General features: G+C 35.9%; 13 protein-coding genes and 1 other annotated feature. Of the genes, 8 read left to right on the top strand and 5 right to left on the bottom strand.

Annotation, left to right across the window (positions count from 1 at the left end; genetic code table 11):
• Positions 1 to 180: 180 nt before the first annotated feature.
• On the bottom strand, positions 181 to 1,170 hold the full coding sequence (gene trpS, locus MKZ17_RS16480) for a tryptophan--tRNA ligase (RefSeq protein ID WP_340724822.1): 990 nt from the start codon (positions 1,168 to 1,170) through the stop codon (positions 181 to 183).
• A 63-nt stretch (positions 1,171 to 1,233) separates the two neighbouring features.
• Positions 1,234 to 1,447 (bottom strand) — a binding site (T-box leader).
• A gap of 513 nt (positions 1,448 to 1,960) precedes the next feature.
• Between trpS and spxA the strand changes: the two genes are divergently transcribed.
• The 4 genes from spxA to pepF all read left to right on the top strand — a co-directional run bounded on the left by spxA (position 1,961) and on the right by pepF (position 6,745).
• Positions 1,961 to 2,359: a transcriptional regulator SpxA gene (gene spxA / locus MKZ17_RS16475; RefSeq protein ID WP_008403575.1), complete on the top strand. Its 399-nt coding sequence runs from the start codon at positions 1,961 to 1,963 to the stop codon at positions 2,357 to 2,359.
• Between the two features lie 510 nt (positions 2,360 to 2,869).
• Positions 2,870 to 3,517, top strand: a complete 648-nt coding sequence (gene mecA / locus MKZ17_RS16470; protein WP_340724821.1) for an adaptor protein MecA — start codon at positions 2,870 to 2,872, stop codon at positions 3,515 to 3,517.
• Positions 3,518 to 3,745: 228 nt separating this feature from the next.
• On the top strand, positions 3,746 to 4,873 hold the full coding sequence (locus tag MKZ17_RS16465) for a competence protein CoiA (RefSeq protein WP_340724820.1): 1,128 nt from the start codon (positions 3,746 to 3,748) through the stop codon (positions 4,871 to 4,873).
• Between the two features lie 63 nt (positions 4,874 to 4,936).
• Entirely contained in the window at positions 4,937 to 6,745 is a 1,809-nt protein-coding gene (gene pepF, locus MKZ17_RS16460; RefSeq protein WP_340724819.1) for an oligoendopeptidase F, read from the top strand.
• A 482-nt stretch (positions 6,746 to 7,227) separates the two neighbouring features.
• On the opposite strand, the gene MKZ17_RS16455 is transcribed toward pepF, so the two are convergent.
• From MKZ17_RS16455 to MKZ17_RS16440, 4 genes are all read right to left on the bottom strand, one after another.
• Positions 7,228 to 8,034 (bottom strand): DsbA family protein, encoded by an 807-nt coding sequence (locus MKZ17_RS16455; protein WP_340724818.1) that lies wholly within the window; start codon positions 8,032 to 8,034, stop codon positions 7,228 to 7,230.
• Complete coding sequence (locus MKZ17_RS16450; RefSeq protein WP_340724817.1) at positions 8,031 to 8,429, bottom strand: globin domain-containing protein; 399 nt, start codon at positions 8,427 to 8,429, stop codon at positions 8,031 to 8,033. Before MKZ17_RS16450 ends, MKZ17_RS16455 begins: the two co-directional genes overlap by 4 nt.
• A 155-nt stretch (positions 8,430 to 8,584) precedes the next feature.
• Positions 8,585 to 9,337 carry a lytic transglycosylase domain-containing protein gene (locus MKZ17_RS16445; protein WP_340724816.1) on the bottom strand — a complete coding sequence of 251 codons (753 nt, stop codon included), beginning with the start codon at positions 9,335 to 9,337 and terminating at the stop codon, positions 8,585 to 8,587.
• Between the two features lie 23 nt (positions 9,338 to 9,360).
• Positions 9,361 to 9,957, bottom strand: a complete 597-nt coding sequence (locus tag MKZ17_RS16440) for a CYTH domain-containing protein (protein WP_340724815.1) — start codon at positions 9,955 to 9,957, stop codon at positions 9,361 to 9,363.
• A 169-nt stretch (positions 9,958 to 10,126) separates the two neighbouring features.
• On the opposite strand from MKZ17_RS16440, the gene MKZ17_RS16435 reads away from it, so the two are divergent.
• The 4 genes from MKZ17_RS16435 to MKZ17_RS16420 all read left to right on the top strand — a co-directional run bounded on the left by MKZ17_RS16435 (position 10,127) and on the right by MKZ17_RS16420 (position 13,032).
• Positions 10,127 to 10,519 carry a UPF0738 family protein gene (locus MKZ17_RS16435; RefSeq protein WP_340724814.1) on the top strand — a complete coding sequence of 131 codons (393 nt, stop codon included), beginning with the start codon at positions 10,127 to 10,129 and terminating at the stop codon, positions 10,517 to 10,519.
• Between the two features lie 148 nt (positions 10,520 to 10,667).
• Positions 10,668 to 11,348: a GTP pyrophosphokinase gene (locus MKZ17_RS16430; protein ID WP_340724813.1), complete on the top strand. Its 681-nt coding sequence runs from the start codon at positions 10,668 to 10,670 to the stop codon at positions 11,346 to 11,348.
• Positions 11,345 to 12,139 (top strand): NAD kinase, encoded by a 795-nt coding sequence (locus MKZ17_RS16425; protein WP_340724812.1) that lies wholly within the window; start codon positions 11,345 to 11,347, stop codon positions 12,137 to 12,139. Before MKZ17_RS16430 ends, MKZ17_RS16425 begins: the two co-directional genes overlap by 4 nt.
• A gap of 11 nt (positions 12,140 to 12,150) precedes the next feature.
• On the top strand, positions 12,151 to 13,032 hold the full coding sequence (locus MKZ17_RS16420; protein ID WP_340724811.1) for an RluA family pseudouridine synthase: 882 nt from the start codon (positions 12,151 to 12,153) through the stop codon (positions 13,030 to 13,032).
• The last annotated feature ends 165 nt before the right edge of the window (positions 13,033 to 13,197 follow it).

Genomic DNA, 13,197 nt, shown 5'->3' with positions numbered 1-13,197 from the left:
GGTATGACCTGACACGCTTTGTACTTTTTTTGTTTTTTTATGGAATTTGTGTAATGTCAATTAGTAATATTATTATGTACTTAAATTACCGAACGCTCGGCTATGCGTGGCGTGCAGTCATCTTGTACATATTGAATAGTGTAGAAATCTATTTATTATGTGGTGCTTTATGTGGGATGTTTATCGTCGTTTACGCCCTAAGCCCATCGCGTTCTCCATTTTCTTAAGTGTTTTAGAAGCAATTGCGTTAGCTTTTAGCGCGCCTTCATCTAAAATATCATCTAATTCTGGAGAATCGATTAACGCATAATAACGTTCTTGAATTGGCGTAATATGTGTGATAACTGCCTCGGCAACACCAGCTTTGAAATCACCGTAGCCTTTGCCTTCATATTTCATTTCTAAGTCAACAATTGTAGCACCTGTTAAAGCAGACTCAATTGTTAATAGATTAGAAACGCCTGGCTTGTTTTCGACATCGTATTTTACGATGCCTTCTGAATCTGTCACGGCAGATTTAATTTTCTTTTCAATTTCTTTTGGCGTATCTAATAATCGGATCGTAGCCTTTGTATTTGGATCTGACTTCGACATTTTTTTCGTAGGCTCTTGTAGCGATTTAATACGTGCGCCTTCTTTTGGTAATTGAATGTCTGGAATTGTTAATACATCGTTGTATTTTTTGTTGAAGCGTTCCGCTAAATCACGTGTTAATTCGATATGTTGTTTTTGGTCGTCTCCAACAGGAACAATGTCCGTATTGTATAAAAGAATGTCCGCTGCCATTAATGGTGGATACGTTAACAGTGCTGCTAAAACAGTTTCCTTACCATTTGATTTATCTTTATATTGTGTCATACGCTCTAACTCACCGATTGTAGCGACACATTGTAATAACCAGCCTGCCTGTGCGTGTGCGGGTACTTCGGATTGAATAAATAAAGTTGATTTTTTTGGATCGATGCCAACTGCGATATACATTGCTGCTAGCGAGCGAATATTTTTACGGAGTTCTAGTCGGTCTTGAGGTACTGTAATCGCATGTTGATCCACGATGCAATAAATTGCATTCCCTTCTTCCTGTAAGGCAGGGAATTGTTTGATGGCACCGATATAGTTGCCTAGTGTAATTGTTCCTGTTGGTTGTACACCTGAAAAGATTGTTTTCATTGTGTTTCCTCCTCGAATTCTTCATTAAAAACAAAAAACATCATGCGTCCTCTATATAACTATAGAAGGGACGAATGATGTTGAATCCGCGGTACCACCCAGCTTGCCCGTAAAGGCCACTCTTCTTCGTAACGTGAAGGGACGAGCTTTACTACTAGGAAAACGTTCATAAAGCTAACTCGGAAGTCCATTCCATTTAATGAATGATCTGTTTGCACCAACCACAGACTCTCTAAACATTCGCGTTAAATGTACTACTCTTCGTCATAGTTTTTCATAATCTTGTGAGTGATTATAACGCATTGCGAGAAATAAATGCAATCTTTTCGAAAAAAAAGTTTGAAAAAGTATAAAAGACAAGTTAATAGGTCATATTAGATGTAGTAATTCAATGATCATATGAATAGCAATAATATTATCAAACTATTTTATCAATTGATTTTATTAAATGAGAATCACTTTTAAATTAGTGGACGTTTATCATGTAGGTTTTTAGGGTAAATTTAATCAAGTGACTGGAGTTATTAAAATTATGTGATTCCGAGATAATCAGCGCATAAAAAGTATATAGAATCGTCATTTTTTTATTGACAATCTATATCCAAATGTGAGGGATTCATGTATAATAAGTACAGAATCTTAAATTAAATTAATTCTAAATTAAGTATTTTAATGTTTACATTTTACTTCATATGAGTGAATTTTTATCATTCAATTTGAATGATATTATAGTCTCCAGACAAGATGAGACCGTGTAACAATTGAAATCAATTAGAGAGGAAGTGAGGCAATGTTAGTTACATTATTTACTTCACCAAGTTGTACTTCATGTCGAAAAGCAAAAGCATGGCTAGAGGAGCATGACATTCCATATACAGAGCGTAACATTTTTTCTGAACCTCTAACAATTAGTGAAATTAAAGAGATTTTACGTATGACAGAAGACGGTACGGATGAGATTATTTCTACTCGATCTAAAATTTTCCAAAAATTAAACGTCGATGTTGAGACTTTACCATTACAACGTTTATATGAATTAATCCAAGAATACCCAGGGTTATTACGTCGTCCAATTATTTTGGATGAAAAACGTTTGCAAGTAGGCTATAACGAAGATGAAATTCGTCGATTCCTACCTCGTAAAGTTCGTGCCTACCAGTTACAAGAAGCACAGCGTATGGTCAACTAAATATTAGTATGTATGATGTTACGGGTGCAAATATGCGGTTGTAACATCTTTTTTTTCTTTTTTAGAATAGGATGTAACATATTTATTTTTATAAGCTATGTTTTTGAATCAGCTGATTTGCACTTATTATGCGCCTTCTTTGGCATTTTCTTTATTCCATCTTCCTCGCTCTGTTTATTTTACGCTTGATTTCGAGGAGAAGGTACAATACAATTTCAATAATTCAAATAATTTTATTTCCCCAACGTTTTTCCTTTTCATTTTAGTGCAAGACATCATACAATAGAGTTATAGATACTTTATGACAGTTTTATAAAGTACTTGGTGCCGATGTTATAGAGCGACATGCTGTTTAAACTATTTAGTCTATAGGGAAGTAACTTTATATAGACATGGGTAAGGACATTATTTGATGCTTTAACGCATAACATATGCCTTTCTAAAGAGAAATAATGGTTTTTTGAAGTGACATGGAGTTCTATGAATGACTGTGAAGGGAGTTGAGGTCTAATGGACATCGAACGCATTAATGAAAATACGTTAAAACTTTTTATTACGTATAGTGATATAGAGGACCGCGGTTATAGCCGTGAAGAAATTTGGTACAATCGCGCGAAAGGTGAAGAGCTTTTCTGGGATGTTATTGGCGAAGTAAACACTGACGATTACTTCGATTTAGATGGTCCCATTTGGATTCATATTAATGCATCTGAGATTGGGTTAGAGGTCGTTGTCACACGTGCATCTGTCAATAATGATTCCGATACTTCATCGATGGCAGGTTCTTTCGAGGATGACCTTCATATAACAGATCAATTAAATGAAATGGAAGAATCGCTATTTAATTCGTTAGGGAAGTCAGCTAAAGAGGCAGAGCAAATTGAAAATGCACGTTTCCGTTTTAAAGATATAGATGAGTTAGTACCGTTAGCAGCACGTGCCGCACAATTTGGTGTGAAATCGGCGCTTTATAAATGGGAAGACAATTTTTATTTATTTGTAGATTTACAAGATATAGAGTTACAAGAAGCAAAAGATATCGTTGCTCTATGTAGCGAATATTTAGCATCTTCGAAGTTGACGATTCATCGTCTAGAAGAATACGCAGAAGCAATTATTCCAGAAAAGTGCTTTGAAACAATTAATAACTTCTTTTAAAAGAACAAGGTAGAGACCGTCCAATAAAGGGCGGTCTTTTTTGGGATTCTATACTAGTGGACTTAATTAGGAACGACAATATGTGGGAGTGTCAATCGAAAAATCAATGTTACCTCAATTCTATTACTCTTCAAAAAAGCGCAAAAAAAAAATATTGCCAATAGTTATTTTTAATAAGTTGAAACCTTTGTTATCTGCCGGTACGATAAGTAAAAAGAGGTGGTGTATATGCTCGTTGCATTAACTGAACATCAAGAGCTTTTTCAGATTACGAAAGATCTATCTAGAGAAATGCTACTAGAACGAAAGTATAAGGAGAAATTTTTTTGCCCACAATGTAAAGAGCAACTACTTTTAAAGGCAGGCCAAATAAAAATACCGCATTTTGCGCATCGAAAAAGTAGCGAATGTGATTCTTTCTTTTCAGAAGGGGAGACTCTAGCGCATCTGATGGGGAAACAGCAATTATTTACCTTCTTTTCAAAACGTAATGTACAGACAGAATTAGAACCATTTTTATCTGAAATTCAGCAAAGACCAGATCTTCTTATCTCACATAATGACCAACAATTTGCAATTGAATTTCAGTGTAGTAAAATTCCTCCTGAAGTAGTTCAACGACGTTCAAAAGGCTACACAGAAATCGACATTCACCCGATATGGCTTATCCAAACACCTAATGCTCGATTTAAAGCGTTAGGATTAACGAAACTATCGATAAATTATACAAATTCTCAATACATTCAAATGTATAAAAAGCAGCGTTATTTAATAACGTATGATGTACATAGTGAAATGTTTTACTATGTAAGCAATTTAATTCCAATACACCGTCTACAATACTATGGGGTCATTCAAGCGCTTCCACTTATGCAACAAAGCTTCCCTTTTTTTCTACCGAAAGTTATGTCCGTGCAAATCTTTAATGCCCTAATGTTACGCTTTATTGCGTATCGTAATCAATATGTACATTCACGGTTATTGTTAAGCAAAAAAGGGGTCAATGATGACTTTTTACGAGCGGTTTATGAACTGCAATTAACACCATTAAGGATGCCGGATTTTATTGGGATTCCTGTTTCATTTGCGCAAGATTTTGAGGTGTTTTGTGTGGAATGGCAAGTACAGCTTTTTTATTTCATGCACTGCCACAAGTTGACGCCACAAAAGATGAATGTACAGGCTATAACATATTTCATGCAATGGGCAAAAATTAAAGGCCAGGGGAATAGTAAAAAAGCAGTTACTTATTATTTAGCGCTTTTAAAAAAGCTTGAAATTGAAAATGTGACGGATGAAGTTTCACGAGTGCAATTATTTCAATTCTTATACAACGAATTGGTTGCATTTGGATAGCTAAATTGTTTAAATAGACTTATAATTTCGAATTTCGGAATAGTAGGATGGAGGAAATGATCAATGGCAAAATCAATTTTGACGCGTGAAGAAGTACCAGAGCAATTAACGTGGGACTTAACACCAATTTTTGAATCAGATGAAGCGTGGGAAGCAGAGTTAAAGGATGTAGAAAAATTATCTGAGCAAGCGTCTCAATTTAAAGGAAAAGTAGCGGAAAGCGCGGAAAGTTTATACAGTGTCTTACATTTTTCAGATACACTAATGGAGCGATTACATAAACTATATGTTTATTCGCACTTAAAGCATGATCAAGATACGGCAAATAGTAAGTACCAAGACTTAGATGGACGTGTTAAATCAGTCGCGGCAAAAGTTGGTGCTACTTGGTCATTTATTACACCAGAAATTTTAAGCTTAGATGAAGAGACATTAAATAGCTATGTAGAAAATTACGAGCCTTTACAACTATATAAACAAAGCTTAAAAGAAATTAACATAGGGCGTCCACACGTATTATCAGCAGATAAAGAAGAGCTACTTGCTCAAATGGCTGAAGTATCTTCTTCATCGGGTGCAACATTTAGTGCATTAAACAATGCAGACTTAGAGTTCCCAAAAATTATGAATGAAAATGGCGAAGAAGTGCAATTAACGCATGGTAACTTTATTTTAATGCTAGAAAGTGATAACCGTGAAGTACGCGAGTCGGCATTTAAAGCGATTTACAAAACATATGGCCAGTTTAAAAATACGTTCGCCTCTACATTAGCTGGAAATGTAAAAGCGCAAAATGCGAATGCAAAAATTCGAAATTACTCATCAGCACGTCATGCTGCTTTAAGTAATAACTTTATTCCAGAAAAAGTATATGATCAGCTTATTTCTACAGTGCATGATTTTTTACCTGTCTTACATCGCTATGTAGCACTTCGCAAACAAGTATTAGGTTTGGATGAACTGCATATGTATGACTTATTTACGCCACTTGTAAAAGAAGTGAAAATGGAAGTAAAGTATGAAGAAGCTAAGAAAATCATGGTAGATAGCTTTGCACCACTCGGTAGTGAATATCAGGAGATTGTACAAAAAGGTTTAGATAGTCGTTGGGTAGATGTGCTTGAAAACAAAGGTAAGCGCAGTGGTGCCTATTCTTCAGGTACGTTTGGTACTAACCCATACGTATTAATGAACTGGCAAGATAACGTAAATAACCTTTACACATTAGCCCATGAGTTTGGTCACTCAATGCACAGCTATTATTCACGTGAAAATCAACCATACCAATACTCTGGGTACTCAATTTTCGTTGCAGAAGTTGCCTCTACATGTAATGAGGAGCTATTGTTTGATTATTTAATGAATACATTAGAAGATGACAAACAAAAGATTTACTTATTAAATCAATGGTTAGATGGTTTCCGTGGTACGGTATTCCGTCAAACAATGTTTGCAGAATTCGAACACATCATTCATGAAATGGACCGTAAAGGCGAAGCGATTACAGCAGATAAGCTAACATCTATTTACTATGACTTAAATAAGCAATACTTTGGTGAGGCTATGACAGTAGATGAAGAGATTGGTCTTGAATGGGCACGTATTCCGCACTTCTACTACAATTATTACGTTTACCAATATGCTACTGGTCAATCAGCAGCAACAGCTTTAAGTAAGCAAATTTTAGAAGAAGGCCAACCAGCAGTTGAACGTTATATTAATAACTTCTTAAAAGCAGGGTGCTCGGACTTCCCAATTGAAGTATTAAAAGCAGCTGGTGTTGATATGGAATCACCAGAACCGATTGCACTAGCATGTAAAGTATTTGAAGAAAAATTAAATGAGCTTGAAAAGTTATTATTAAATAATTAATTTACGTGAAAACGCATCATTTTTTAGATGCGTTTTTTTGAATTTTTCATAAAAAATGACGTTTTCGTAATGAATTAACCCGTCGACTTTTTAGTGACTTTTATTGTAGAGGGAAATTTTAAGTTAAGTAAGAAGCTATTGATAACAGCATTTACGCACGATTTTTTCATTTTTATAGAAAAATAAACCCAATTAAAACGCTTACAATTGTATGCAAACGCTTACTATATGGCGAATTTGTGAAACTATGCTTGATTCGTTGCAACAATTATTATTCCATGATAAAGTTGTAAATGTGAAATAAATCACATAACAAACATACACCCCTTTGTTTGAACGTGAACATTTCTCCCATCCCCTTTGTGAAAAAGAGGCGTCCTATCTGTCGAGGATAGAGACGCCTCTTTTGTTGTTCAAAAAAAAGCCCCTTTTAAAAGGGGCTGGATAAAATAAATATAATACCAAAAATCAATGAATAGTTGTTATTTTGCGCGCCACATTGTAAGATCTTCTGTCATAATACGTTCTACTTTTTGGAGTAGCATACGTTTCTTTAATTCACGCTCTGCTGTGGCTTCGTTAATGGAATAAATTTCTGCCACTTCCGCAGTTGTTAATGTACTGAAACGGTCAAATAAGTCATCAAGAGCTGGAACTGGTTGACGAATTAATTGTTCGTCTAATAATTCCATTAAAATATGTTCATAAACTTCGTAATTATAAGATCCGCTTACCTTTAAGCCCTCATCCTCTATCCGCTCATTAAAAAATACGATGCTTGGAATTTCATCAACTTCCATTTCCCGCGTTAAGTATAAATCACATTGGAACGCACGAGCGGCCTCTTTAGAACCAAAATCCGTTGTAAATTCATTCATATCTAAGTTGACTTGCTGGGCAATTTCTAAAAGTGTTGCATGTGAATGAATGTTGCGTGTTTTAAGAGCCGTTACTTCCTGCACTTTATTTAAATAGCGGAATCCTGCACGCTTTCCTTGTAATTCTGCGGCTTTAATTGCAATGGAAGGTAATGCTGGATGGGTAATATCCAATTCTGCCCCTGTAACACAGCCTTTCATACGACTTGTCATGCAATTCAGCGTAGACAATTCCGTACTTAGTACATACCGACATGTAAAGTAATGATCATATTCGACTTGTAACTTACGAAGCGTTGTTTGCATTGCATACGCTTCTGGGCAAAGCGGGTCGATAAAAATATATAATTCAATTGGCTTATTACATGTAGATGGTGTTATTGGTTGCTGTAAAAGTTGGATATTATTCACGCAAATCCCTCCTCATCATTCGCAGCATTAACCATATGGTGAGCAGTAAGTACAAGACGTTGATAGTAAACTTTGCGGAACTTTTCATCTAAGTTTACTTCGTCCATTGCCTCAGCCATACATTCTAGCCATGCCTGTGCACGATCGGGTGTAATTTTAAAATGCATATGTCTAGCACGCATCATCGGGTGACCATGTTCCTCTGTAAACAAATTTGGCCCGCCAAGATACTGTGTTTGGAATTGAATTTGTTTGCGAATCGTTTCCGTTAAATCTTTTGGGAAAATAGGAATTAATAAAGGGTGCTTCGCCACTCTAGAGTAGAACGCGTTAATTAATTCAGAAAGCTTCTCAGCACCGATTTCCTCATATGGAACCGTATATTTTCGATTCATTCGTTATACTCCTTTGTGCCTTACTTCGTCCATTAAAACAATCGTTTTTCTATATATGTAATGAAAAACTTTAATAAGACGATACAATTATTCTAGCAACGTCTAAAGTTTTTCACAAATAAAGTGCCCTACTAAAAATTAAGAGGGCATATTACTTATGCATTAAAATAGTTTAAAACGTTCTTTACATAGTTTTGTGTTTCTTTAAATGGCGGGATGCCGTTATACTTCTTAACGTTCCCAGGACCTGCATTGTAAGCGGCAAGGGCAGTAGAAATATCATTATCAAATTGATTTAACATTTGGCGTAAATATTTTGCGCCACCCATAATGTTTTGCTCAGGGTCTAACCGGTCACTCACCCCTAAAAACTTTGCGGTAGAAGGCATTAATTGCATTAAGCCGGATGCGCCAGCAGAGCTTACCGCAGTTGAATTAAAGTTTGATTCCTGTTTCATTACAGCAGCAATCAATTTTTCAGGTATATTATAGGTTTGTGCTGCTTTTGAAATTTCGGCTTGGTATTGCTCAGCACCAGTTAAGAAGTTTTCAAAGGCTTCTTTCCCTGTGTAGTCAGTTGTATATTGTTGCAATTTAGATGTCACAGATTGAAGTGCACTTGAAGTATCTATATTCATATTTGTTGAATTATTTAGCATAAATGAAGCAATGTAACTATTAGACGAAGCTAAGTTTGAACCGCTTGTTTGCATTGTTTCAAGTAATTGCTGTAATGTGCCAACGTCACCTAAGTCATTAAGTGAATTGGATGAATTTAAAGACTCCCCATTTAATAGGTCGTTCATTAGCTCAGAAAATAATGTTGAATTAGATGAAAGTGTGTTTGAATTTGAATCGTTCGACATGTTTAAGTTTTGTAACGCTTGTAACTCTAATAATGTCTTCATTGATGTAATGTCCATGATTCGGCCTAACCTTTCTGATTATTTAATGCCGTCATAAAACGCACGATTTTTTTCTGTGCAGGCTGCGGCTCAATATTATATTTATGTAAAAACTGTTCGAAAACTTTTTTTCCAAAAGTTTCATCATTTGTTTCATATTCTACCTCATAATCGTCACACTGCAAATAAAAAGAATGATCAAACACGAGTAATCCTCCTTCATAAGGGATTTCTACACGATCTGTCGTTAATGTTCCGAAGCAATATAAGTCGGCTAAAGACACATTAAATTGTTGTAAACGAGCTTTAACAGAAGGCGCATTTATTTCTGTACCGGCAAGCATATTTTGAGCATCAACTGGAGAAATAATATCCGTTGTTTCTAGGTGTTGATGCTGTCCTCGTTTTTCCTTTAATGTACATTCAATCATGTCATCCATTTCACGAATACGTAGTGCGCTTGATAATTTTTTTAAATGTTGTTCAGGTGTGTCAAAATAATGATTTGTTTGCCGATGAATTTGAGAAGGTTGCACCGAAAATGCTTCGAGTAAATTTTCATATTGTTGCTTTGTTAAAGTATTTTTGAATTCAATTTCAATGTGTTGATTCACGTATATCATCCTTTGTAAATTATTGTTGCTTCAATCAAAAAACGGTTCTGCACCAAACAACTTCCGTATGGTAAAATATGAAGAGAATATTTTAACATCTTTTAGTAAAAGCAGCCCATCGTAATGGGTGGTAAGTTAAATGCGATTTTAAGTAATTGATAAGAAGGAGTTCGGTTCTGTGCGAAACGTATATAACATCGATCAATTCGAGACAGTACATAATGAATGTCACTTTATTTTAAATGAAAAGAAACAATTAATTCAAATACAATCGACAGGGCAAGTCATCGTCGACTCAGATAATGAAGCATTTCTCTATATTATTGAAGAAAACAATGCCTATAGTTACCTCCAATTTTCAAAAGCAATATGGCCACAATTAGTGCATATGGTATTAGAGCATCAAATACCCTTTTTACGCGTAGAAGATGGGCGAATTGAATTAAATAATTTTGTAGAAGAATTAATAGCTTTATTGTTCAATATAGAAGGGAATGGAAATTACGGAGAATCTTTTGTGACTTCTGTTGAGCATGTGTTTGCCGATTTTTTTGCACGTAATGAAGTATAATAAATGAGACAACATGTTTTAGTCGATAATAAGACAATTTTTTAATCGACTGCCAGTAAGGACATTAAGTGCGCCATCTAAGCGTAATAAATGTCTTTCTAAGGAATAGTAAGGTATACCTTCTATTTCATGTTGGGAGGTTTTGTAGATGGGACAATGGGAAATCTTTTTAAGTCCATATAAACAAGCAGTGGACGAATTAAAAATTAAACTAAAGGGCATGCGTTCGCAATTTGGAATTAGAAATGCGAATTCGCCCATTGAATTTGTCACAGGAAGGGTTAAGCCTTTAGCAAGTATTTATGATAAGTCACGTGATAAATGCATACCATTCGAACCAACTGCGCGTTTAGGAAATGAACTACAGGATATTGCGGGCGTTCGCATTATGTGTCAATTTGTGGATGACATCGCGACAGTGACTGAACTTATTCGTCAACGCAATGATATGAAGGTAATTGAAGAAAAAGATTATATTTCAAATAGCAAACCAAGTGGCTATCGATCGCATCATATAATTGTTGAATATCCAGTGGAAACAATTCAAGGGCGCATCGTTGTGGTGGCAGAAATTCAAATCCGTACTTTAGCGATGAATTTCTGGGCGTCCATTGAACATTCGCTTAATTATAAATACAAAGGGGTTTTCCCTGAAGAAATTAAAAATCGACTACAAAGTGCTGCTGAAGCGGCATTTCGATTAGATGAGGAAATGTCATCCATTCGTAGTGAAATACAAGAAGCACAAGCATATTTTAATGAGTTTAAAGAAGCATCAAATCCAGCTATTCATGCATCAACTGACGAAAAGGAGCGTGAAAAGTCATGAAATTTGCAATTCAATCACGCAGAGATGACCAATCGAATGAATTGATGGAGCTTGCTAAATCGTATTTACTGGATTTTGGCCTTCAATTCGATGAAGAAGAGCCTGAAATTGTCCTATCAATCGGTGGGGACGGAACGCTATTGCACGCTTTCCATCGCTATTTGAATCGTTTGGATAAAACATCGTTCGTAGGAATTCATACAGGACATTTAGGATTTTACGCAGATTGGAAACCTTCTGAACTTGAAAAGCTAGTTTTATCTATTGCCAAAAGGGAATTCAATGTAGTAGAGTATCCTCTTCTAGAAATACAAGTCCATCGTCATCATTCAGAATCAAGCACATATTTAGCTCTCAATGAAGCAACGATTAAATCACCTGATGTTACGCTTGTAATGGATGTTGAGTTGAACGGTGAACATTTTGAACGTTTCCGTGGTGATGGGTTATGTATTTCAACACCATCTGGCAGTACGGCCTACAATAAAGCACTTGGTGGAGCTATTATTCACCCGACATTACAGGCGTTTCAAATTACAGAGATGGCTTCCATTAATAATCGGGTATTCCGTACGGTTGGTTCTTCGCTCGTATTACCAGCGCATCACAACTGTGCTTTAAAGCCGGTGAATGAGCAGCAGTTTAACATGACGGTAGACCATATTAGTATGACCGAAACCGATGTAAAGTCGATTATGTTTAATGTGGCAAATGAGCGTGTTCGTTTTGCCCGTTTCCGACCATTTCCGTTTTGGGAGCGAGTACATGATTCATTCATTGCGAATGAATAAGATGAGGACTTATGGATAAAAGATATCAGTTACAATTTACAGTAAACAAAGAAAGTCAAATACTACGTGAAGCAATAGCTATCTGGGGTATATCCAAGCGTACTTTAACGGCCATAAAATTTAATGGCGGTAATCTTCTAGTAAATGGAGAAGAAAAAAATGTACGCCATCCACTTCAAATTGGTGATGTTGTGACGATCATTTTTCCACCTGAGGAAGTAAGTGGAGGACTCATGCCAGAATATGGTCCGCTTCCAATCGTGTATGAAGACGAAGCTGTTTTAGTCGTGGATAAGCCAGCATATATGAGCACAATTCCATCACGAGAGCATCCAACAGGAAGTGTAGCAAATTTCCTTTGTGGCTATTTTAAACAGCAAGGGATTGCATCAACCGTGCATATTGTGACGCGATTGGACCGTGATACATCTGGATTAATGGTCATCGCGAAGCACCGCCATATTCATCATTTAATGAGTGAGCAGCAAAAAAAGGGGCTTGTTCATCGCGAATATGAAGCACTTGTTGAAGGGGTCATAAAACAACAACTACAATCCATTATTGCACCAATTGGTCGGAAAGAAACGAGTATTATCGAGCGAGAGGTTCGTGAAGATGGACAGTTTGCTCATACTGATGTGAAAGTTTTAGCTAATGGCGACAATATTTCGCATGTACGATTAAAATTACACACGGGAAGAACGCATCAAATTCGCGTGCACATGGCATCCATCGGTCATCCATTAGTCGGGGATGAATTATACGGTGGAAGTCGTAAGTTATTAGATCGCCAAGCGTTACATTGTCGTTTTGTTCAATTCCAACACCCGTTAACAGGGCAAATATTGCAATTTGAAAGTGCATTTCCTAATGAATTTAGCAAATTACTTTGATGAATAAAAGGTGCCTGAAAGAGGCACCTTTTTTAATTTTATAAAATAAGATAAGATGTCTAATTTCTAAAAGTTAGGGAAAAGTTGTATAGGAAGTAATATACAAAGCTATAGAAATTCATGTTACTTTAGTAGTGTGCAATGGTTTTATCAATTCATTACTAC

Source organism: Solibacillus sp. FSL R7-0682 (assembly GCF_038005985.1).
GTDB lineage: Bacteria > Bacillota > Bacilli > Bacillales_A > Planococcaceae > Solibacillus.
Note: the sequence above shows the minus strand (reverse complement) of the source record. Positions and strands in the feature narration are given on the sequence as shown.

Excerpts from the sequence above, each read along its gene's own strand:
- MKZ17_RS16445 (WP_340724816.1), bottom strand. The coding sequence starts at position 9,337 with ATGAAGACATTATTAGAGTTACAAGCGTTACAAAACTTAAACATGTCG.
- MKZ17_RS16425 (WP_340724812.1), top strand. The coding sequence starts at position 11,345 with ATGAAATTTGCAATTCAATCACGCAGAGATGACCAATCGAATGAATTG.
- MKZ17_RS16465 (WP_340724820.1), top strand. The coding sequence starts at position 3,746 with ATGCTCGTTGCATTAACTGAACATCAAGAGCTTTTTCAGATTACGAAA.
- MKZ17_RS16450 (WP_340724817.1), bottom strand. The coding sequence starts at position 8,429 with ATGAATCGAAAATATACGGTTCCATATGAGGAAATCGGTGCTGAGAAG.
- MKZ17_RS16420 (WP_340724811.1), top strand. The coding sequence starts at position 12,151 with ATGGATAAAAGATATCAGTTACAATTTACAGTAAACAAAGAAAGTCAA.
- spxA (WP_008403575.1), top strand. The coding sequence starts at position 1,961 with ATGTTAGTTACATTATTTACTTCACCAAGTTGTACTTCATGTCGAAAA.
- pepF (WP_340724819.1), top strand. The coding sequence starts at position 4,937 with ATGGCAAAATCAATTTTGACGCGTGAAGAAGTACCAGAGCAATTAACG.
- trpS (WP_340724822.1), bottom strand. The coding sequence starts at position 1,170 with ATGAAAACAATCTTTTCAGGTGTACAACCAACAGGAACAATTACACTA.
- mecA (WP_340724821.1), top strand. The coding sequence starts at position 2,870 with ATGGACATCGAACGCATTAATGAAAATACGTTAAAACTTTTTATTACG.
- MKZ17_RS16440 (WP_340724815.1), bottom strand. The coding sequence starts at position 9,957 with ATGATATACGTGAATCAACACATTGAAATTGAATTCAAAAATACTTTA.
- MKZ17_RS16430 (WP_340724813.1), top strand. The coding sequence starts at position 10,668 with ATGGGACAATGGGAAATCTTTTTAAGTCCATATAAACAAGCAGTGGAC.